Source organism: Aureimonas altamirensis (assembly GCF_001463885.1).
Taxonomy (GTDB): Bacteria; Pseudomonadota; Alphaproteobacteria; order Rhizobiales; family Rhizobiaceae; genus Aureimonas; species Aureimonas altamirensis.
The window spans coordinates 16,127-36,512 of the sequence record NZ_BBWQ01000007.1 but is presented as its reverse complement, the minus strand read 5'-3'; the positions used below and the strand labels follow the sequence as shown (position 1 = coordinate 36,512).

Below are 20,386 nucleotides of genomic sequence, written 5' to 3'. Positions count from 1 at the left end.
CCGCCGCGGCGGGCCGCCTCGGTCGGATCGTCGACCGGAGCCGGCTTGCGGACGATCGGCACGATCACCGCCGCACGGGTGGGTATACGCTTGTGTTCGATGGGCCCCTTGGCCCGTTCGGTGGAAAATTCCGTCAATCGGTGTTCCTGTTATTCCTCACCATCGTACATCTGCACAGGCTGAGACGGCATGATGGTTGAGATTGCGTGCTTGTAGACCAGCTGCGAATGCCCGTCGCGGCGGAGAAGGACACAGAAATTGTCGAAGGAGGTGACGATACCCGTCAGCTTCACGCCGTTGACCAAAAAGATCGTCAACGAAATTTTCTGCTTTCGAACTGCGTTTAGGAATACATCCTGAAGATTCTGCGAGCGCTCGGCCATCGCCTGTCCTGTCATTGTTTCTTTTGTTGTTGGCTGGCAGTCCACATACCTCGTGCGATGCCAGCGGCTCGATTCATCATCGCATCCGACCATATAGGCGCTCCCGAACGCGGTTGCGAGAGGCCGGACCGGTTGAGTCTACGACATAGGGACGCTACCAGCCGGCCTGCCGACGGCAAAGGTGGGCAGATCAAAAATACTCGAGGCTGACGCGGAAGAATTGCTCCACCTTCTTCACCGCGTGGCCGGCCGCAAACAGCACGACGCGGTCGCCCGGCTTGATGCGGACCTGCCCATCCGGCCGGATAAACGCCTTGCCGCGCCATATGGCGCCGATACGCAGGTCTTCGGGCAGGTTCAACTCGCGCAGCGGGGTTCCGACGAGCGGCGATGTTTCCAGCGCCTCGGCCTCGATGATTTCGGCGCGCCCATCCAGGATGGAATGCACCGCCCGGATACGCCCGCGCCGGACATGCTGCAGGATGCGCGATACCGTGACCGAGCGCGGGTCCACATAGGCATCGATGCCCAATGGCCGGGTAAAGGTCTGGAAGGCCGGATCGTTGATCAGCGTCATGTTGGACCGGCAACCCAGGCGCTTGGCCAGCACGCTTGTCAGGATGTTGGCCTGGTCGTCATTGGTCAGCGCCACCGTCAGGTCGGCGCGGTCCACATCGGCTTCCATCAACACCGACCGCTTCAACGAGCTGCCGTTCAGGACGACGGTGCGGTTCAGCTTTTCGGCAACATAGCGGGCACGCTCGGCATTGGCCTCGACAAGGCTGAGACGCGCGGCCAGCCGGCGACGCTCCATCTCCTGCGCGACATAGAGGCCGATATTGCCGCCCCCCGCGATGATGATGCGTCCCGCCTCCGGCTCTTCGTGGCCGAACAAAAGCAGCGTACGCCTGATCTGCTTTTCGTCGGCGACCACATAGGCAAGGTCGCCCGCCAGAAGCTCGTCACTGGTGGAAGGCACGATCAGCTCGTCGTTGCGCACGACGCCCACGACCGTGGCCCCGAGATCCGGGAACAGCTCCGTCAACTGGCCGAGCGGCTTGTTGATGACGGGGCAGTCCTCCCGGCAGTCTATCGCAACCGTGACGACCGCCCCGTCCAAAAACGGGATGACGTCCATCGCCCCCGGCAGCGCAATGCGCCGCAGAACCATCTCTCCGACCTCCCGCTCGGGCGAGATGATCACGTCGATCGGCATGTGGTCGGTGGAGAACAGGTCCTGCAGGTCGGAGCGTAGATAGGACTGCGAGCGGATGCGCGCGATCTTAGTTGGAACCTCGAACACCGAATGCGCAACCTGGCAGGCCACCATGTTGACTTCGTCGTAGAGGGTGACGGCGATCAGAAGGTCGGCCTGGGCCGCGCCCGCCTCTTCCAGCACTTCGGGATAGGCGCCATGACCGACGATGCCGCGCGCGTCGATGGTTTCGCGGATGGCTTGCACCAGTTCCGGCGACGTATCGATGACGGACACGTCATGCCGTTCTGCGGCAAGGCGCTCGGCGATGCCGTACCCAACCTGCCCCGCACCGCAGACGACGACCCGCATGGCGCCGCGCCCTCAGATGCCGAGGGATTTGAGCTTGCGGTGCAACGCCGAACGCTCCATCCCGACGAATTCGGCCGTGCGCGAGATATTGCCGCCGAAGCGGTTGATCTGCGCCACGAGATACTCCTTCTCGAAGACTTCGCGGGCATCACGCAGAGGCAGCGCCAGAATGCGGCCATCCGACTGGCTGGGCGTGCGCGGCAGCATCTCGCTGACCTCGTGGGGCAGCATATCGGCGGAAATCACCTCATTGTCGTCCTGACGCGACAGGATCATCAGCCGCTCGATATTGTTGCGCAACTGGCGGATATTGCCGGGCCAGTCGCTGGATTGCAGCACGGCCAGCGCCTCCGGGCTCAGCTCCTTGGGGCGGATGCCCGTCTGGTCGCTGATCTGGCGCATGAAGGCGTCGATCAGCAGGGGTATGTCCGCCCGGCGCTCGGCCAGCGGCGGCACCGAGATCGGCACCACGGCCAGCCGGTGATAGAGGTCTTCGCGGAAGGCCCCTTCCGACATCAGGCTTTCCAGGTTCTGCGCCGTGGACGAGATGATGCGCACATCCACCTTGACCTTCTTGGTGCCGCCCACCCGCTCGAAGGTCTGCTCGGTCAGGACGCGCAGGATCTTGTTCTGCGTCTCGCGCGGCATGTCGCCCACCTCGTCGAGATACAGAACGCCGCCATGCGCCTCCTCGAAGGCACCGACCTTGCGTTCCACGCCCGGGGGCGTGTCCGTGCCGAACAGCTCCACCTCCATCCGCTCCGGCGTGATGGTGGCGGCGTTCAGCGCCACGAAGGGCCCGCCCGAGCGGGCGGAGGCGGCATGGATGGCGCGCGCCACCATTTCCTTGCCGGAGCCGGACGGGCCAAGGATCATGACGCGGCTGTTGGTGGGGGCCACACGCTCGATGGTGGTGCGCAACTGGTTCATCACATGCGACTTGCCGATAAGCTCGGGCGAGTCGTAGGTGCGGCGGCGCAGCTCGAGCACTTCGCGCTTCAGCTTCGAGGTTTCGAGCGCCCGTTCGGCAATCAGCACGAGGCGATCGGCCTTGAAGGGCTTCTCGATATAGTCGTAGGCCCCGCGCTTGATGGCGGACACCGCCGTCTCGATATTGCCGTGCCCGGAAATCATCACCACCGGAATTTCCGGATGCTGTGTCTTGATGGCCTCCAGAAGATCCAGCCCGTCGAGCCGGCTCCCCTGCAGCCATATGTCGAGGAAGATCAATCGCGGTACGCGATCGGCAATCGCGGCCAGCGCCGCGTCGGAATTGCCGGCGATGCGCGTCTCGTGGCCTTCGTCTTCGAGGATCCCCGCGACCAGATCGCGGATATCGGCTTCGTCATCGACGATCAGGATGTCCGATGCCATCAGTTCTCACCACTTCGTCGTTTCGTTGCCCGCAGTCTCTTCTGCGGGCTCCTGCCTGAATGCGGGCAGGCGTATGCGCACAAGCGCCCCCTGCCCATCCGGAGCATCGTCCAGCTCTATCGAGCCGCCATGCTCCTCTACGATCTTCTTCACGATCGCCAGTCCAAGGCCGGTGCCTTTTTCCCGCGTCGTCATGTAGGGCTCGAGAAGCCGTTCTCGATGCTCCTTCGGAAAACCCTTGCCGTTGTCGACGATCTCGACCGTGTGCCACTCGGCCCCCGGCGTCGCGCGGACGGTGATGCGCCGGCCCTGCTGCCCCGTCTCGTCGAAGGCTTCGACGGCGTTTTTCACGAGGTTGCCGAAGGCCTGCGAGATCAGCCGCCCGTCGAAATTGCCGATCATCGGCCGGTCGGAGATCTCGTTGGTGAAGGCGATGCCGTGATCGCCCATCTCGCGCATGAAAAGGGCTTCCTTCAGCGCCTCGCGCAGGTCGCGCCGCTCCATCGTGGGCTTGGGCATCCGCGCGAAGGACGAGAACTCGTCGACCATGCGGCCGATATCCGACACCTGCCGGATGATCGTATCGACGCAGCGGTCGAATATCTCGCGGTCCTCGACCACAAGCTTGCCGTAGCGCCGGCGGATGCGTTCGGCCGATAGCTGGATCGGCGTCAGCGGGTTCTTGATCTCGTGGGCGATGCGACGGGCCACATCGGCCCATGCCGACGAGCGTTGGGCTTCCACAAGGTCGGTGATGTCATCCAGCGTCACCACGCTGGACTGGTTGCCGTCACTGCCATCCTCGGAGGTCACGCGGACGTTCAGCACGCGCTCACGCTGCTGCACCTGCTCCTGGAACTCGTGCTTGCGCGAATGCGAGGCCGCCTCATGAATGCCCGCGATGATGGGGAACAGGTCGCCGAGGCGCTGCCCCACGGCCTCGTCGGCCCTGATCTGCAGAATGCGCTCGGCAGACGGGTTGAGCATCGAGATGTCGCCCCTGGCCGTCACGCCGACAACGCCGGCGGTAACGCCCGACAACACCGCCTCGGTAAAGCGGCGACGCTCGTCGATCACGTCCTTGGCGCTCACCAGCTCTTCGCGCTGGCTGCGAAGCTGGCGGATCATGTTGTTGAACGTATTGGACAATGAGCCGACATCGCCGTCCGATGCCCGCACCGGGACGGAGACCGTCAGCTTGCCTTCGCTGACTTCGTCCGCCGCGGTGATCAGCAACCGGATCGGCCGCACGAGACGGTCGGCAACGCCGATGCCCGTCCAGATGGCCGACAGAAGCACGATCAGCGTAATGCCAAGATATAGCAGGGCGAAGGCCACCTGCAGGCCGAAGCGATTGGCCTCCAGCGCAGAGTACTCGGCCGTGCGCTCTTCCATCATGCGCAGGGCCGAGATCACCTCAGGATCGACCACCCGGATGGTGTACAGATACACATTGCCGAAATCGCGAAGCTGCATGACCGCGCCGACAAGGTTGGTGACCCCGGGCGGAATGAAGACGAGATTCCCATCGGCGGCCTGTTCCAGCGCATCGGTGGGCGGCGCCGGCAGCGGCCTTTCCACCGGCACGTCGGCCCGCAGGAAGGGCGAGCCGTCGCCGCGCAGCAACTGCGCGCCCAGCAGCGAGCGGCCCTTGGCCTGCTCCGTCATGAGCTGCGTGAAGCCCGTCCGGTCCAGATCGTAAAGGCGGCGCTGCGCCTGCAGGTCGTAAGCCATCGACAGGGTGGAACCCTGCAGGTTGCGCGCATTCTCGTTCACATAGGCGCGCGCGACACTGATGGAGGAATCGACGATGGCGCGCGTTCGCATCTCGAACCAGCGATCCAGCCCCAAATCCAGCGTGATGCCCGCAACGATGGCCACCAGAAGCGCCGGCGTGGCGGCAACGATGGAAAACAGCACCACGATGCGGACATGCAGGCGCGACGCGGCCTTGCCCTGCCGGCGGGCGCGCACCATGCGCAGCACCTCGCGCCCGATGAGGCCGCAGAGCAGAAGCACGAACAGGCCGTTTACGGCACTGCAAATCTTCACCACCGCATCGGTGGGCGCAATCGGCGTCAGCCCCATCAGGACAACGAAGGACACCGCGCCAGTGATCAGCGCGCCCAGAACCGCCAGGATACCGGGAACCAGCATGAAGCGACGCCGCTCGCGGAGAAGCGACATGCCATCGTCCGTTTGAGTTGCCTGAGCAGTCATTGAGTCGTCACACCTGCCATCTCGTGGCAGTTTTGCAACGTAATGTGTTCAGATTGCAACGAGCGCTTCTGAAATTTTAGCGGATCGAACGGACGACCATCACATCCAGATCGCGGATTTTTTTCCTTAGCGTATTGCGATTGACCCCCAGAAGATCGGCCGCTTTTACCTGATTGCCGCGTGTTGCGGCCAGCGCCGCCGCGATAAGCGGATACTCCACCTCGCGCAGGATGCGCCCATGCAGGCCGGGGGGCGGCAAATCGTCGCCGAAGGAGTTGAAGTAGTCTGCCAGATAGCGCTCGACCGAGGCGGACAGATCGATCGCCTTGCCGTTTTCTCCGTCGACGCTGCTGGACTTGGCCATTTCGTTGGCCAGCTCATGCTCGACCAGTTCGGCCGTGATCTCATCCTGCGGATAGAGGGCCGACAGCCGGCGCACAAGGTTTTCCAGCTCGCGCACATTTCCGGGCCAGGCGTATCGGCGCATGACATCCAGCGCGCCCTGGCTCAGCGTTTTGCGGGGCAGCCCCTCCTTTTGCACTTCGGCAAAGAAATGGCGTGCGAGATCGCCCAGATCCTCAATGCGTTCGCGCAGCGGCGGCAGGCGCAGCGGCACCACGTTGAGGCGGTAGAACAGGTCTTCGCGGAACTGGCCGCGCTGGATCAACTGACGCAGATCCTTGTTGGTGGCCGCCACGATGCGCACGTCCGTGGCGATGGGCGTGCGCCCGCCGACAACCGTATATTCGCCCTGTTGCAGCACGCGTAGCAGCCGTGTCTGGGCCTCCATCGGCATATCGCCGATCTCGTCCAGAAACAGCGTGCCTCCCTCGGCCTGCTCAAAGCGGCCGCTGGCCCGGGCCTGCGCACCCGTGAAGGCGCCCTTCTCGTGGCCGAACAACTCCGACTCGATCAGGTCGCGCGGGATGGCGGCCATGTTGATGGCAACGAAGGGCCCCTTCCGGCGGCGCCCGTAATCGTGCAGCGCGCGCGCGACAAGTTCCTTGCCGGTGCCGGACTCTCCGGTGATCAGCACCGTCAGGTCGGTCTGCATCATGCGCGCCAGCGCGCGATAGATATCCTGCATGGCGGGAGAGCGCCCCACCAGCGGCATCGACTCTCCGGCATTCTCGCCGCCATCGGCGCGCGCGCTGTTTTTCGGCTCGGCCAGCGCACGCCGCACGATACCCACCAGCTCTGACAGGTCGAAGGGCTTGGGCACGTAATCGTAGGCGCCCCGCTCCGACGCCTTAATGGCCGTCATGAACGTGTTCTGGGCGCTCATCACGATGACCGGAAGGTCGGGCCGTGTATTGCGGATGCGCGGCAGCGTATCGAAAATGTCGCCATCCGGCATCAGCACATCGGTGATCACAAGGTCGCCGTCGCCGGCCGCCACCCAGCGCCACAGCGTGGCGATGTTGGAGGTAACGCGCACCTCGTAGCCGGCACGCAGCAGGGCCTGCGACAATACGGTGCGGATCGCCGCATCGTCGTCGGCGACAAGAATCTGGGCCGGTGCCATCAATCGGTACTCCTCGGAGAGGTCGTTATCTTGTCCATCGCCTCTGTCCAGGCAGGCATGAGAACGCGGAACGCGGTGTGGCCGGGCTGCGAGTCGCACTCGATGACGCCGCCGTGGTCGCCCACGATCTTGGCCACCAGTGCGAGCCCGAGGCCGGTTCCGCTGGGCTTGGTCGTCACGAAGGGGTCGAAGATGTTTTCGCGGATATCTTCCGGCACGCCGGGGCCGTTATCCTCGACGGTGAACTCCAGCGGCAGCGTCACGCGGGATCGGCTTCCCGGCACGGACAGCCGCACGCCCGGCCGGAAGGCCGTGGTCAGGCGGATTTCCGGGTCAGTGACCGACGACACGGCTTCGCTGGCATTCTTGACGAGGTTCAAGAACACCTGAACGAGCTGGTCGCGGTTGGCGAAGACAGGTGGCAGCGACGGATCGTAGACTTCGCTGATCCGCACATTGCGGGCAAAACCACTGCGCGCCAGCGTCTTCACATGCTCCAGCACCGAGTGGATGTTCACGGCCGACCGCTCCACCGGCCGCTGGTCGGAAAACACTTCCATCCTGTCGACCAGCTTGCCGATGCGCTCGCTCTCCTCCTGGATCAGGCGGGTCAGCACCCGATCCTCGTCGGAGGCCGCGGTTTCCAGAAGCTGCGCAGCCCCGCGAATGCCTGACAGGGGGTTGCGGATTTCATGTGCCAGCATGGAGGCCAGCCCCGTCACGCTGCGCGCGGCCGAACGGTGAGTGAGCTGCCGGTCCATCTTGTCGGCGATGGACCGAAGCTGGATCATCACCACGACGAGGCCCTTGCTGTCCGGAATGGCCGAGACATACAGATCCACCAGCCGCTCGCCGCCAAGCCGTGGCGATGACAGGTCCACCCGGTATTCGCTGATGCGCGAACCCTGTGCGCGCACCTGGTCGATCAGCATGAACAGCGGGCTGTCGCCGGGCACGAAATCGGCCAGCCGCCGCCTGGACAGGTAACTTGCCCCCGCCGAAAAGAATTGCTCCGCGTCGGAATTGGCAAAGGAGAAATAGCCTTCCCCATCCACCACGACCACGGGATGCGGAATGGCGTTCAAGACCTGGAAGGTATCGATATGAGGTGTCGTTGCCCGTGTCACGTCGCTTACGCAGCCTTTTCCAGATACATGGATTGGGTCGTCTCGAGGTCGCAAAGGCGGATGCCGCCGAAGATATCCCCGATCAGCCGCACGACGGCAGGCGCTTCGCGCGCGCTCATCAGCGCCGCCCGCTCCGCTGCCATGGCACCGCCCTGCCGGATGGCGACCCTGTCGAGATACCAGCCGAGATGCTTGCGCGCATGGCGCACGCCGGTGGCCTCTCCGTAATGATCGATCATCGCCTCGTAGTGCTCGGCAACCAGCTCATCCAGTGCCAGCGCCTGCAAGTCGTGCGGTGTCAGCGCGCCCGTCATCAGGCCGATCAGCCACGGGCGGCCGCACAAGGCGCGACCCACCATGACCGCGTCCGCACCGCTGGCGCACAGGGCAGTTTCGATATCGGCAGGGGTTTGGATATCGCCGTTGACCACGAGCGGCAGGTCGATGGCCTGCCGCACGGGGGCCACGGCCGCCCAGTCGGCACATCCCTCATAGAACTGGTCGCGCGTGCGTCCATGCACGGTAACCATGGCCAGCCCGATGGAAGCCGCCGCGCCGGCGATCTCGGCCGCATTCAAACTGCCGCGGCTCCAGCCGAGCCGCATCTTGACCGAAACGGGCACGGAGCCCGCCCCTTCCAGCGTGGCCGCCATCAGCCGCGCTGCCAGCTCCGGCTCCCGCATCAGCGCGGAACCGCATTGGCCACCAACGACCTTCTTGGCGGGGCAGCCGAAGTTGATGTCGATCAGATCGGCGCCCTCGCCGGCCAACCGTTCCGCTGCCGCGCGCATCATCGCAGGGTCACGTCCCGCCAGTTGCACCGCGCGCAGGCCGGCGCCATCGGCCATGACCCGTAGCAGGCTTTCACGCGTGCCGCGCATCAACTCGCCGCTGGCGACCATCTCGGAAAAGACCAGGCCGGCCCCCAGGCGACGCAGCAGACGGCGGAAGGGAACATCCGTTATGCCGGACAAAGGCGCGCACAGGACGGGCGCCCCGAAATCCCGGCCACCCAGCGATAACCGCGCCGTGCCCATGCGGGCACCAGCGGGAATCATCGGTCTGCGTGCGTCTTCAAATCGGTTCGCGGCCATGGCTGATCTATATATGGACATGCCCAAATCGCAAGCATATCCATTCTGTATGCGTATCTTTTTGCTGCAGTGCAACCAATTTGTGCGTCGTTACCGACAAGAATGCGGGGAATGCAGGCAGGCCGCCCAAGCCTTGCGCGCAACGCCTCTTTATGGTCCCTCCGTGACGGGATCATGATGGGGACTGGACAATGAACGAGCCGCGCAGCGCCGCTGCCATCATCGTCGCCGCCGGGCGTGGCGAACGGGCCGGCGCAGAGGGCGGGCCGAAGCAGTATCGCCTGCTTGCCGGCCGGGCGCTGGTGGCCCACGCGCTGGATTGCTTTCCGCCGGACCTGTTCGAAAGCGTCATCGTGGTGATCCATGCCGATGACGAAGCGCTCTTTGCTGCGGCCGCACCGGCCCTGCCCCATGTGCGCACCGTCATCGGCGGGGCAACGCGGCAGCAATCCGTTCTCAACGGGCTGGACGCACTGGAAGAAAGCGCACCCGACATCGTCCTCATCCACGATGCCGCGCGGCCACTGGCCGGCGCCGTGGTCCACCGCGTACGCGATACGGTGACGCAAACCATGGGCGCCCTGCCCGTGCTGCCGGTGTCCGATACGCTGAAGCACAGCCATGACGGGCTTCATGTCGCCCATACGGTGGCGCGGGAAAACCTGTTCGCGGCCCAGACCCCGCAGGGCTTTCCGTTCCAAGCCTTACTGTCGGCGCACCGTGCCGCCCTGGCCAGCGGGCGCGCCGATTTTACCGATGATTCCTCCATCGCCGAATGGGCGGGCCTTCGCGTCTGCCTGGTCGTCGGCGCCCCCGAAAACCAGAAGATCACCTATGCCGGCGACCTTGCCCGAGCCGCCGCGCATTTGAAGAAGGACGATACACAAATGCTCGATGTCAGGGTCGGCAACGGATACGACGTGCATCAACTGGTTGCGGGCGACCATGTTACGCTCTGCGGCATCCGCATTGCGCACGATCAGGCGCTGTCCGGCCACTCCGATGCGGATGTCGGCCTTCATGCGCTCACCGATGCGTTGCTGGCCACCTGCGGGGCCGGCGATATCGGCGATCATTTCCCGCCATCCGATCCACAATGGAAGGGCGCGGCCTCCCGCATCTTCCTGGCCCATGCCGCCGACATCGTCCGCAGCCGGGGCGGACGCATCTGCAATGCCGACATCAGCCTCATCTGCGAGGCGCCGAAGATCGCGCCGCACCGTCTGGCCATGCGCGCCGCCATAGCCGATACTCTTGGCATCGACGTCGAGCGCGTGTCCGTCAAGGCGACGACCAACGAGACCATCGGCTTCGTGGGCCGCCGGGAAGGCATAGCCGCCATCGCCACTGCGAGCGTCGTTTTCGAGGAGACTGGCGATGCAGGATGACGAAGGGCTGATCGAAGAGGCGCAAAGGCTGATTGCCGAGGCAACGGCTGCCGGGCTGCGCGTCGTGACCGCGGAATCCTGCACCGGCGGTCTGGTCGCGGCGTATCTGACCGAGGTTGCGGGCTCGTCCGCGGTGGTGGAGCGTGGCTACGTCACCTACTCCAATGCCGCCAAGACAGAGGTGCTGCACGTCGACGACGCTGCGCTGCAGGCCTTCGGCGCGGTATCGGGCGAGGTCGCACGCGCCATGGCGCTGGGCGCGCTGGCCGCATCCCATGCCGACATCGCCGTTTCGGTCACCGGCGTTGCCGGCCCCGGCGGCGGAAGCGCGGAAAAGCCTGTCGGGCTGGTTCATTTTGCGGCCGCGCGTGGCGACCGGCTGGTTCATCGCAAGGAAATGTTCGGCGATATCGGACGCCGGCGTATCCGCCTGATGAGCGTCGCCATCGCCTTCGACCTGATCGACCAGATGATGCGTCAGGAGTAGAGCCGGGATTTCCCGACCCGTGGGTCAGGCGGCGGGTGCGGCGTACACCTTGGCGGCGCGCTCTTCGAATGCCACGGCAAAACGCCGGAACGCATAGTCGAACATCGAGCCCATCACCATGCCGAGCGCACGGTTCTTGAACTCGTATTCGATAAAGAACACGACCCGGCAACCCTTTGGATCGTCTTCGAAACGCCATTGGTTGCGCAGGAAGCGGAAGGGCCCGTCGATATATTCGACATCGATCTGCCGCTTGTCCGGATCCAGCAGAACCTGGGTCGCGAAGCTTTCGCGGATCATCTTGTAGGCCACCGTCATGTCGGCGACGAGAAGCGTCGTCCCCTCGCGCTCGCGGCGCGTGCGGATGGTCAGGCGCTCGCACAGCGGCACGAATTCGGGGTAACGTTCCACGTCGGCCACCAGATCGAACATCTGGCGCGGCGTGAAGTTGACGATACGCGTACTTTCGAATTTCGGCATCGTGCGTCAGGCCGCCGCGGAGGTCTGGCGCGCCAGACGCGCCTTGCGCAGCCGCTCGAAATCCTCTCCGGCATGGTGCGACGAGCGGGTCAGCGGGCTGGCCGCCACCACCAGGAAACCCTTGGTATAGGCGACCGTCTCCAACGACTTGAACTCCTCTGGCGGCACGTAGCGGATCACCGCGTGGTGCTTGCGTGTCGGCTGAAGATACTGGCCGATGGTGATGAAATCGACATCGGCGGACCGCAGATCGTCCATCAATTGCAGGATCTCGTTCCGCTCTTCGCCCAGGCCCACCATGATGCCGGATTTGGTGAAGATGGTGGGGTCCAGTTCCTTGACGCGCTGCAGAAGCCGCACCGAATGGAAATAGCGCGCGCCGGGACGCACGGTCAGGTAATTGGACGGCACCGTTTCGAGGTTGTGGTTGAAGACGTCGGGCTTGGCGGCCACGACCACCTCCAACGCGCCGGGCTTGCGCAGGAAGTCGGGCGTCAGGATTTCGATCGTGGTGCCGGGCGCGGCGGCCCGGATCGCGCGGATGGTGCGGGCGAAATGCTCGGCGCCGCCATCGGCAAGGTCATCACGGTCGACGGAGGTGATCACCACATGGTGAAGCCCCATCTTGGCCACCGCCCGCGCGACGCTTTCGGGCTCTCCGTCGTCGAGCGCATGCGGCTTGCCCGTGGCGACGTTGCAGAAACTGCACGCGCGCGTGCAGATGCCGCCCATGATCATGAATGTCGCGTGTTTCTTTTCCCAGCAGCCGCCGATGTTGGGGCAGCCGGCTTCCTCGCACACGGTGACGAGGTTTTCCGCCTTCACGATCTCGCGCGTTTCCGCGTAGCCGCGCGAGACGGGCGCCTTTACGCGGATCCAGTCGGGCTTGGGCAGCACCGGCGTATCGGGCCGGTGCGCCTTTTCGGGGTGACGTGGCCGGGGTTTATCCCCGGCCCGCGACAAAGTATCGAGAATGGTGACCATGGCTCGTTATTTAACTCCTGCCACGGCCTGCAACAAGGCTCAGGCCCGGCCGCGGATCGCCCGCCAGAGAAAGATCAGCAGGCAGGCGCCTACGATCGCGACGATGAACTGCACCAGATAGGTTTCGGCAGTGAAGATGCCGAAGAGGCTGAGGATGAAGTTGAGCAGCAGCGCTCCGACGATCCCCAGGATGATGTTCGTGAGAAGGCCGATATTGGCCCCCATGATCTTTTCCGCAATCCATCCGGCGAGACCGCCGAGAATGATGGACATGATGATGCCGACGCCGTTCATGCAACCCACTCCTGTCTGACCTGCGGCGGATTGTGCCGCATGTCAGGTTAGATGGGCGTGGCAGGGGCCGGTCAAGCCCGCATGATACGGTACCGGCCCGCCTGTCACATATGGATGACTCGGCCATAGGCGTCCAGGACGCTCTCATGCATCGTCTCGGACAGGGTCGGATGCGGGAACACGGCATGCATGAGTTCCTCTTCCGTGGTCTCGAGGCCCATGGCGATGACGAAGCCCTGGATCAGCTCCGTCACCTCGGCGCCCACCATGTGCGCGCCCAGAAGCTCGCCCGTCTTGGCATCGAAGATGGTCTTTACCATGCCCTCCGGCTCGCCCAGGGCGATGGCCTTGCCATTGCCGATGAACTTGAACCGGCCCACCTTGATCTCGCGCCCGGCCTCCTTGGCCTTCGCCTCGGTCAGCCCGACGCTGGCCACCTGCGGCTGACAGTAGGTGCAGCCCGGAATCTGGGTGCGGATCATCGGATGCGCGTCCAGGCCCTTGATCTTTTCGACGCAGATCGTGCCCTCATGCTCGGCCTTGTGGGCCAGCATCGGCGCGCCGGCGACATCGCCGATAGCGTAGACGCCCTCGACATTGGTGCGGCCGTAGCCATCCACCTTGATGATGCCACGCTCGATCTCGACACCGATGCCCTCGAGGTTCAGGCCCTCGGTATTGCCCTGCACGCCGACGGCGGAAATCAGCCGCTCGGCCTTCAGGGTCTGGCTCTTGCCGCCCTGCTCCACCGTCACCTCGACGCCGTCCGCACCCTTGGTAACCTTGGCCACCTTGGCGTCGGACAGGATCTTCATGCCCTGCTTCTCGAACTGCTTGCGCGCGACGGCGGCGATTTCGCCGTCCTCGACCGGCAGAATCTGCGGCAGCAGCTCTACAACGGTCACGTCGGCGCCCATCGTGCGATAGAAGGACGCGAACTCGATGCCGATGGCGCCGGACCCCATGACGATCAGGGATTTCGGCATCGCCTTTGGCTTCATCGCCTCGAAATAGGTCCAGATGCGGTCGCCATCCGGCTCGATGCCGGGCAGCACGCGCGGACGGGCGCCCGTGGCGACGATCACATGCTTCGCCTTGTAGGTGCCATGGCCCAGCACCGTCTTGGGCACCGGGTTCTGCGGCTCCACGGCCGGCTTGGTTGCCGCGCCGACCTCGACCTCGACCGGGCCGCCCTTGCCGGCCTTGGCGATCCGGGCCTGACCCCAGATCACATCGACCTTGTTTTTCTTCAGCAGCATGCCGACGCCGCCATTGAGCTGCGCGGACACCCCGCGCGAGCGCTTGACCACCGCGCCGATGTCGAAACCCGGCTTCTCGATCTTCAGGCCATAGTTTTCGGCGTGCTCGGCGTAATGGAAGATCTCGGCCGAACGCAGCAGCGCCTTGGTCGGGATGCAGCCCCAGTTGAGGCAGATGCCGCCCAGATGCTCACGCTCGACGACCGCCGTGCGGAAGCCGAGTTGCGCGGCGCGGATGGCGGCAACATAGCCGCCGGGTCCGCCGCCGATGATCAGGATGTCGTAGGTTTCAGCCATGTCAGCGTCCTTGCCCTGCCTGCCCGAAGATCAGACCAGCATGCCCATCGGATTTTCGATGTATTCGCGGAAGGCCGAAATGAGCTCTGCGCCCAACGCGCCGTCCACGGCCCGGTGATCCGTCGACAGGGTAACCGTCATGATGTTGGCCACCTTGATCTCGCCCTTCCGGACGACAGCCCGCTCCTCGCCCGCGCCGATGGCCAGGATGGTGGCATGCGGCGGGTTGATGACGGCGGCAAAGTCGCGGATGCCGAACATGCCGAGGTTGGACACGGCGGTGGTGCCGCCCTGATATTCCTCGGGCTTCAGCTTGCGGGCCCGGGCGCGCTTGGCCAGGTCCTTCATCTCGTTGGAGATGACCGACAGGGTCTTCTCGTCCGCACGGCGCACGATGGGGGTAATGAGCCCGCCTTCGATGGACACCGCCACGCCGACATCGGCATTGCGATGCTTGAGCATCGCGCTGTCGGTCCACGAGACGTTGGCGTCGGGAACCGCCTTCAGCGCGCAGGCCATGGCCTTGATGATCATGTCGTTGACCGACAGCTTGTAGGCAGGCTTTTCGCCCGCTTCCGTGCGGATCATCGGCGCGGCTTCGTTGAGCTGCTTGCGCAGCGCAAGCAGCGCGTCGATCTCGCAATCCACCGTCAGGTAGAAATGAGGAACCGTCTGCTTGGACTCCACCAGCCGCTTGGCGATGGTCTTGCGCATGCCGTCATGCGGAATCTCTTCGAAGGACCCGGCCGGGAAGAGCTTGCGAACGGTCTCGTCGCTCATGCCGCGCACAGGCGCAGCAGCAGCGGCAGGCGCCGGTGCTGCCTTGGCATCGCCAGCCGGCTGACCGGCAGTCGCGGCGGCGGCGGGCTTGGCCGCTCCGCCCTTGGATGCCGCTTCGACATCTGCCTTGACGATGCGGCCCTGCGGGCCGGAACCGGTCACAGACGCAAGGTCGATGCCGGACTCCCTGGCGATCCGTCGTGCCAGCGGCGAAGCGAAGACGCGGTCGCCCTTTGGGGCTTCGGCCTTGGCCAGCGCCGCAGACGGCTGGGCCGATGCAGCAGAAGGCTGGGCAGCGCCGGCCGGTTCGGCCTTGGCTTCCTCGACGCTCGTCTGCACGGGCGCATCGGCCTTCACATCGGCCGCCTGCGCACCGCCGGAAGCCTCGGAGGCACTTTCCCCGTCGACCGTCAGGACGGCGATGGTCGCATTTACCTTCACGCCCTCGGTGCCTGCGGCAACGAGGATCTTGGCGACGGTGCCTTCGTCCACGGCCTCGACTTCCATCGTGGCCTTGTCCGTCTCGATTTCGGCGATCACGTCGCCCGGCGAAACCTTGTCACCTTCGTTCACCAGCCACTTGGCCAGCGTGCCCTCTTCCATGGTCGGCGAAAGCGCCGGCATCGTCACATTGATCGGCATCGGTCAACACTCCTCAAGCGCGATAGGTCACGGCCTTCACGGCCTCGACGACTTCCTTGGCGGAAGGCAGGGCCAGCTTTTCCAGATTGGCCGCGTAGGGCATCGGAACATCCTTGCCGCAGACCTTGAGAACCGGCGCATCGAGATGGTCGAATGCGCGGACCATGAGTTCGGACGCAATATGCGATCCGACCGACCCCTGCGGCCAGCCCTCTTCCACCGTCACGCAACGGTTGGTCTTGCGGACCGACCGGACAACCGTGTCGATATCGAGCGGGCGGATTGTGCGCAGGTCGATCACCTCGGCGTCGATACCCTCGGAGGCAAGCTGCTCTGCGGCGGCGACCGCGTAGGTCATGCCGATGCCGAACGAGACGATGGTGACGTCCTTGCCCTTGCGATGGATGCGCGCCTTGCCGATCGGCACCGTCCAGTCGTCCAGCTTCGGAACGTCGAAGCTGTGGCCATAGAGAATCTCGTTCTCCAGGAAGATTACCGGGTTCGGATCGCGGATCGCCGACTTCAGAAGGCCCTTGGCATCGGCCGCCGTATAGGGCTGCACCACCTTCAGGCCCGGAATATGCCCGTACCAGGCGGCGTAATCCTGGCTGTGCTGCGCCGCCACGCGCGCCGCGGCACCGTTGGGCCCGCGGAACACGATGGGGCAGCCCATCTGGCCACCGGCCATGTACAGCGTCTTCGCCGCCGAATTGACGATCTGGTCGATCGCCTGCATGGCGAAGTTGAAGGTCATGAACTCGACGATCGGGCGCAGGCCCGCAAAGGCCGCACCGACGGCAAGGCCGGCAAACCCATGCTCGGTGATCGGAGTATCCACCACGCGCCGCGCGCCGAACTCGTCCAGAAGGCCTTGGCTGATCTTGTAGGCGCCCTGATACTCGGCGACTTCCTCGCCCATCAGGAACACGGTTTCGTCACGGCGCATCTCTTCGGCCATGGCATCGCGAAGCGCCTCGCGGACGGTGGTCTTGACCATTTCGGTGCCGGCCGGCACCTCTTCGGCCAGGTCGCCGTCGACGTCTTCGGGCTCTGGATGCGACAGGCCGGAAGCCGGAACCGGCTTACCGGCGTTCTTTTCGGCCGCATCGGCCGCGCCATCCTCGGCCGGCTTCGGATCGTTCGCAGAGCGGCCCGTCGGCTGTTCCTGCTTTTTGGGGGCCGCGTCGTCCACGCTTTCGCCATCGGCGATCAGAATGGCGATGGGTGCGTTCACCTTGACGCCCTCGGTGCCGGCGGGCACCAGGATCTTGCCAAGCTTCCCTTCGTCCACGGCCTCGACTTCCATCGTGGCCTTGTCGGTCTCGATCTCGGCGATCACGTCACCCGGCGCAACGTCGTCGCCTTCCTGCTTGATCCACTTGGACAGGGTGCCCTCTTCCATCGTGGGGGAAAGGGCGGGCATCAGAATCTCTGTCGGCATGAGTGCGCCCTCTCAGTTCGCGGACTGCGGTACGGATTCGGCGTAGACGTCGGTCCACAATTCCGAAGCATCGGGCTCGGGGTCGTTCTGGGCGAAATCGGCGGCCTCGGCCACGATGTCGCGCACCTCCCGGTCGATGCCCTTCAATTCGTCCTCGCCTACGTTGAACCTTTCCATCAGGCGCTGGCGCACCTGCTCGATCGGGTCGGATTCGGAGCGCATCTTCTGCACTTCCTCACGCGTGCGGTACTTCGCCGGATCGGACATGGAGTGGCCGCGATAGCGATAGGTCATCATCTCGAGGATGATGGGGCCGTTGCCGCCACGGCAATGCTCGACCGCAAGGTCCGCGGCCGCCTTGACGGCTCGCACGTCCATGCCATCGACCTGGATGCCCGGAATCTTGAACGACAGGCCGCGATGGGCAAAATTGGTTTCGGCCGAGGCGCGGCTGACGGCCGTGCCCATGGCGTAGCGATTGTTTTCGATGACGTAGATCACCGGCAGCTTCCACAGGGAAGCCATGTTGAAGGCCTCGTAGACCTGGCCCTGGTTGGCCGCGCCGTCGCCGAAATAGGTGACCGAGACAGAATCATTGCCGCGATAGGCGTTGGCGAAGGCCAGGCCGGTGCCGATGGGCACCTGCGCGCCGACGATGCCGTGGCCGCCGTAGAAGTTCTTCTCTTTCGAGAACATGTGCATCGAGCCGCCCTTGCCGCGCGAATAGCCGCTGCGGCGGCCGGTCAGCTCGGCCATGACGCCACGCGCCTCCATGCCGGTTGCCAGCATGTGCGCATGGTCGCGGTAGGCGGTAATGATCTGGTCGCCGTCCTTCAACGCGGCCTGCACGCCGACGACGACGGCCTCCTGGCCGATATAAAGGTGGCAGAAGCCGCCGATGACGCCCATGCCGTAGAGCTGGCCGGCCTTCTCCTCGAAGCGGCGCATCAACAGCATCTCGCGGTAAGCCGCAAGATCGTCTTCCTTGGTGAAGTCGGCGGGGGCCGGCGTATCGAAGTGCTCGAGCGTCTTGACGATTTCGGAGCTGGAGGCGGTCGCCCCCGTGCTCTGGACGCTGCTCTTTTGCTTGCCAGAAGCCATAAGCGCCTTCCCTCTGTTAAAGCCCCATGGGGCGTGTCGGGAAAACGCACTACACGCAATTCAGATGCATCGGCAAGGAGGCGACACAATCTTGCCTCGATTTCGGTTAAATGCCGCAATGCAACATGATTTAACCGAAATCCAGTTATACCCGCCGCTCAATCAGCGCAGGATGACGATCTCGTCTTCATTTCCCATATTGAGGGCACGACGGGCCCTCTCGTCAACCATGTCACGCTGAAGAGAGCCGTCCCGCAGCGATTGGACGCGGGTTTCGAGCGCGGCGCGCTCCTTGGCGAAGTCCGCCAGCTGGGCCTCGCGCTGCACGAGCAGCTCGGCCATCTCCTTGCGGGAGTCGACGCCGTAGCGCCCTTCCTGGGATTGGAGCGCGAAATAGGCCAGCACCGTCATGGTGATGACGGGCACGACAAAAGGTCCGAGTTTGGATCTGCGCTTCTGCTTGGTCCGCATGGGGAACATCTCTCCGCTCGGCGGCAAGATGCTCCCCACACGCTTAATTTTGCATTAAACGCGGCGCTTCAGGATGGAGCGTCCGGCGTAGACGGCCTGGTCGCCAAGCTCTTCCTCGATGCGCAGGAGCTGGTTGTACTTCGCCAGCCGGTCGGATCGGGCAAGCGAGCCTGTCTTGATCTGCCCGCAATTGGTGGCGACGGCCAGATCGGCGATCGTCGCATCCTCCGTCTCGCCCGAGCGGTGCGACATGACGGCGGTATAGCCCGCGCGCTGCGCAACGCTGACGGCATCCAGCGTCTCGGTCAGCGTGCCGATCTGGTTGACCTTGACGAGGATGGAGTTGGCGACGCCCTTCTCGATGCCCTCGCGCAGGCGCACCGAATTGGTGACGAACAGATCGTCGCCCACCAGTTGCACGCGGTCGCCGACCTTGTCGGTCAGAAGCTTCCAGCCCTCCCAGTCGTCTTCAGCCATGCCGTCTTCGATGGAGATGATGGGATAGGCATCGCACAGCTCGGCCAGATAGTCGGCAAACTCGGCGGCGGACAGTTTACGCCCCTCGCCCTCGAGGTCGTAGACGCCGCCCTTGTAGAACTCGGTCGAGGCGCAATCGAGCGCCAGGAACATGTCCTCGCCCGGCTTGTAGCCCGCCTTCTCGATAGACTGGACGATAAAGTCCAGCGCCTCGCGCGGCGAGCCGAGATTGGGTGCGAATCCGCCTTCGTCACCGACATTGGTATTATGGCCGGCGTCCTTCAGGCTTTTCTTCAGGGTGTGGAAAACTTCCGCACCCATGCGCAGCGCTTCGGAGAAGCTCTCCGCGCCGACCGGCATGATCATGAATTCCTGAAAGTCGATCGGGTTGTCGGCATGGGCGCCGCCATTGATGATGTTCATCATCGGCACGGGCAGCACATGGGCGCTTGCGCCGCCGACATAGCGGTAGAGCGGCAGGTCGGCCGCTTCGGCGGCCGCCTTGGCCACGGCCAGCGACACGCCCAGTATGGCATTGGCGCCGAGGCGGCTCTTGTTCGGGGTGCCGTCGAGCGCCTTCAACACGGCGTCGATGCGAATCTGATTCTCTGCCTCGAAGCCGGCGATGGCCTCCAGAATGTCGGTGTTGACGCCGGACACGGCCTCCTGCACGCCCTTGCCGCCGTAGCGCTCGTCGCCGTCACGCAGCTCCACCGCCTCGTGCGCGCCGGTCGATGCGCCGGACGGAACCGCAGCGCGGCCCATCGAGCCGTCTTCCAGCACCACGTCCACCTCGACGGTCGGGTTGCCCCGGCTGTCGAGAATCTCACGCCCGATGATGTCGATGATTGCCGTCATGGCGAGACCCCCTGAAATCGATAGCCAAGGGCCTTTTAGTGGCTCGGACGACAAGTTGGAACTGGCGTGAACCATGAAATCTCGATGAAAGACGCCGTTCCCGCCTTTCATTGTCCTTTTAGATATGCAGGATATCT

18 protein-coding genes are annotated in these 20,386 nt (G+C 64.4%); 2 read left to right on the top strand and 16 right to left on the bottom strand.

Going from position 1 to position 20,386, the window contains the following annotated elements; genetic code table 11:
- Positions 1–149: 149 nt before the first annotated feature.
- From hfq to AUL31_RS04780, 7 genes are all read right to left on the bottom strand, one after another.
- Positions 150–383 (bottom strand): RNA chaperone Hfq, encoded by a 234-nt coding sequence (gene hfq, locus AUL31_RS04810; protein WP_039194400.1) that lies wholly within the window; start codon positions 381–383, stop codon positions 150–152.
- Positions 384–573: 190 nt separating this feature from the next.
- Positions 574–1,950, bottom strand: a complete 1,377-nt coding sequence (trkA, locus tag AUL31_RS04805) for a Trk system potassium transporter TrkA (RefSeq protein WP_060602183.1) — start codon at positions 1,948–1,950, stop codon at positions 574–576.
- Between the two features lie 12 nt (positions 1,951–1,962).
- Positions 1,963–3,324: a nitrogen assimilation response regulator NtrX gene (ntrX, locus tag AUL31_RS04800; protein ID WP_060602181.1), complete on the bottom strand. Its 1,362-nt coding sequence runs from the start codon at positions 3,322–3,324 to the stop codon at positions 1,963–1,965.
- 6 nt (positions 3,325–3,330) lie between these two features.
- Entirely contained in the window at positions 3,331–5,511 is a 2,181-nt protein-coding gene (locus AUL31_RS04795) for a sensor histidine kinase NtrY-like (protein ID WP_244489319.1), read from the bottom strand.
- A 109-nt stretch (positions 5,512–5,620) separates the two neighbouring features.
- Positions 5,621–7,069, bottom strand: coding sequence for a nitrogen regulation protein NR(I) (gene ntrC / locus AUL31_RS04790; RefSeq protein ID WP_060602175.1), 1,449 nt, complete (start codon positions 7,067–7,069; stop codon positions 5,621–5,623).
- Positions 7,069–8,196 carry a two-component system sensor histidine kinase NtrB gene (locus tag AUL31_RS04785; protein WP_060602172.1) on the bottom strand — a complete coding sequence of 376 codons (1,128 nt, stop codon included), beginning with the start codon at positions 8,194–8,196 and terminating at the stop codon, positions 7,069–7,071. Before AUL31_RS04785 ends, ntrC begins: the two co-directional genes overlap by 1 nt.
- 5 nt (positions 8,197–8,201) lie before the next feature.
- The gene (locus tag AUL31_RS04780) at positions 8,202–9,233 is read right to left on the bottom strand and encodes a tRNA dihydrouridine synthase (protein WP_060602189.1); all 1,032 of its coding nucleotides are present in this window, start codon (positions 9,231–9,233) and stop codon (positions 8,202–8,204) included.
- Positions 9,234–9,481: 248 nt separating this feature from the next.
- On the opposite strand from AUL31_RS04780, the gene AUL31_RS04775 reads away from it, so the two are divergent.
- Together AUL31_RS04775 and AUL31_RS04770 are read left to right on the top strand one after the other, a co-directional pair.
- Positions 9,482–10,678 carry a bifunctional 2-C-methyl-D-erythritol 4-phosphate cytidylyltransferase/2-C-methyl-D-erythritol 2,4-cyclodiphosphate synthase gene (locus AUL31_RS04775; protein WP_060602169.1) on the top strand — a complete coding sequence of 399 codons (1,197 nt, stop codon included), beginning with the start codon at positions 9,482–9,484 and terminating at the stop codon, positions 10,676–10,678.
- The gene (locus tag AUL31_RS04770; protein ID WP_060602166.1) at positions 10,668–11,165 is read left to right on the top strand and encodes a CinA family protein; all 498 of its coding nucleotides are present in this window, start codon (positions 10,668–10,670) and stop codon (positions 11,163–11,165) included. The genes AUL31_RS04775 and AUL31_RS04770 overlap by 11 nt, the downstream gene beginning before the upstream one ends.
- Before the next feature lie 24 nt (positions 11,166–11,189).
- Here AUL31_RS04770 and AUL31_RS04765 read toward each other — a convergent pair whose 3' ends face one another.
- The 9 genes from AUL31_RS04765 to eno form a co-directional block, all read right to left on the bottom strand.
- Complete coding sequence (locus AUL31_RS04765) at positions 11,190–11,645, bottom strand: type II toxin-antitoxin system RatA family toxin (RefSeq protein WP_060602163.1); 456 nt, start codon at positions 11,643–11,645, stop codon at positions 11,190–11,192.
- Between the two features lie 6 nt (positions 11,646–11,651).
- The gene (lipA, locus tag AUL31_RS04760) at positions 11,652–12,629 is read right to left on the bottom strand and encodes a lipoyl synthase (protein WP_060602159.1); all 978 of its coding nucleotides are present in this window, start codon (positions 12,627–12,629) and stop codon (positions 11,652–11,654) included.
- A gap of 39 nt (positions 12,630–12,668) precedes the next feature.
- Positions 12,669–12,923: a GlsB/YeaQ/YmgE family stress response membrane protein gene (locus tag AUL31_RS04755; RefSeq protein WP_039193770.1), complete on the bottom strand. Its 255-nt coding sequence runs from the start codon at positions 12,921–12,923 to the stop codon at positions 12,669–12,671.
- Positions 12,924–13,027: 104 nt separating this feature from the next.
- Positions 13,028–14,479, bottom strand: coding sequence for a dihydrolipoyl dehydrogenase (gene lpdA / locus AUL31_RS04750; RefSeq protein WP_060602156.1), 1,452 nt, complete (start codon positions 14,477–14,479; stop codon positions 13,028–13,030).
- A 30-nt stretch (positions 14,480–14,509) separates the two neighbouring features.
- Positions 14,510–15,901, bottom strand: coding sequence for a pyruvate dehydrogenase complex dihydrolipoamide acetyltransferase (locus tag AUL31_RS04745; protein WP_060602154.1), 1,392 nt, complete (start codon positions 15,899–15,901; stop codon positions 14,510–14,512).
- A 13-nt stretch (positions 15,902–15,914) separates the two neighbouring features.
- Complete coding sequence (locus AUL31_RS04740; protein WP_060602151.1) at positions 15,915–17,342, bottom strand: pyruvate dehydrogenase complex E1 component subunit beta; 1,428 nt, start codon at positions 17,340–17,342, stop codon at positions 15,915–15,917.
- Between the two features lie 12 nt (positions 17,343–17,354).
- On the bottom strand, positions 17,355–18,443 hold the full coding sequence (gene pdhA, locus AUL31_RS04735; RefSeq protein WP_060602148.1) for a pyruvate dehydrogenase (acetyl-transferring) E1 component subunit alpha: 1,089 nt from the start codon (positions 18,441–18,443) through the stop codon (positions 17,355–17,357).
- A 162-nt stretch (positions 18,444–18,605) separates the two neighbouring features.
- Positions 18,606–18,914 (bottom strand): FtsB family cell division protein, encoded by a 309-nt coding sequence (locus tag AUL31_RS04730; protein ID WP_060602186.1) that lies wholly within the window; start codon positions 18,912–18,914, stop codon positions 18,606–18,608.
- A 54-nt stretch (positions 18,915–18,968) separates the two neighbouring features.
- A complete protein-coding gene (gene eno / locus AUL31_RS04725) occupies positions 18,969–20,249 on the bottom strand; it encodes a phosphopyruvate hydratase (protein ID WP_060602146.1) in 1,281 nt (426 codons plus the stop codon).
- Positions 20,250–20,386 lie beyond the last annotated feature (137 nt).

What these genes read in the sequence shown, in the direction of transcription:
- ntrX (WP_060602181.1), bottom strand. Translation starts at nt 3,324, where the DNA reads ATGGCATCGGACATCCTGATCGTCGATGACGAAGCCGATATCCGCGAT.
- hfq (WP_039194400.1), bottom strand. Translation starts at nt 383, where the DNA reads ATGGCCGAGCGCTCGCAGAATCTTCAGGATGTATTCCTAAACGCAGTT.
- AUL31_RS04730 (WP_060602186.1), bottom strand. Translation starts at nt 18,914, where the DNA reads ATGCGGACCAAGCAGAAGCGCAGATCCAAACTCGGACCTTTTGTCGTG.
- AUL31_RS04775 (WP_060602169.1), top strand. Translation starts at nt 9,482, where the DNA reads ATGAACGAGCCGCGCAGCGCCGCTGCCATCATCGTCGCCGCCGGGCGT.
- AUL31_RS04745 (WP_060602154.1), bottom strand. Translation starts at nt 15,901, where the DNA reads ATGCCGATCAATGTGACGATGCCGGCGCTTTCGCCGACCATGGAAGAG.
- AUL31_RS04770 (WP_060602166.1), top strand. Translation starts at nt 10,668, where the DNA reads ATGCAGGATGACGAAGGGCTGATCGAAGAGGCGCAAAGGCTGATTGCC.
- AUL31_RS04780 (WP_060602189.1), bottom strand. Translation starts at nt 9,233, where the DNA reads ATGGGCACGGCGCGGTTATCGCTGGGTGGCCGGGATTTCGGGGCGCCC.
- lipA (WP_060602159.1), bottom strand. Translation starts at nt 12,629, where the DNA reads ATGGTCACCATTCTCGATACTTTGTCGCGGGCCGGGGATAAACCCCGG.
- trkA (WP_060602183.1), bottom strand. Translation starts at nt 1,950, where the DNA reads ATGCGGGTCGTCGTCTGCGGTGCGGGGCAGGTTGGGTACGGCATCGCC.
- ntrC (WP_060602175.1), bottom strand. Translation starts at nt 7,069, where the DNA reads ATGGCACCGGCCCAGATTCTTGTCGCCGACGACGATGCGGCGATCCGC.
- AUL31_RS04765 (WP_060602163.1), bottom strand. Translation starts at nt 11,645, where the DNA reads ATGCCGAAATTCGAAAGTACGCGTATCGTCAACTTCACGCCGCGCCAG.
- AUL31_RS04755 (WP_039193770.1), bottom strand. Translation starts at nt 12,923, where the DNA reads ATGAACGGCGTCGGCATCATCATGTCCATCATTCTCGGCGGTCTCGCC.
- AUL31_RS04740 (WP_060602151.1), bottom strand. Translation starts at nt 17,342, where the DNA reads ATGCCGACAGAGATTCTGATGCCCGCCCTTTCCCCCACGATGGAAGAG.
- eno (WP_060602146.1), bottom strand. Translation starts at nt 20,249, where the DNA reads ATGACGGCAATCATCGACATCATCGGGCGTGAGATTCTCGACAGCCGG.
- AUL31_RS04795 (WP_244489319.1), bottom strand. Translation starts at nt 5,511, where the DNA reads ATGTCGCTTCTCCGCGAGCGGCGTCGCTTCATGCTGGTTCCCGGTATC.
- pdhA (WP_060602148.1), bottom strand. Translation starts at nt 18,443, where the DNA reads ATGGCTTCTGGCAAGCAAAAGAGCAGCGTCCAGAGCACGGGGGCGACC.
- lpdA (WP_060602156.1), bottom strand. Translation starts at nt 14,479, where the DNA reads ATGGCTGAAACCTACGACATCCTGATCATCGGCGGCGGACCCGGCGGC.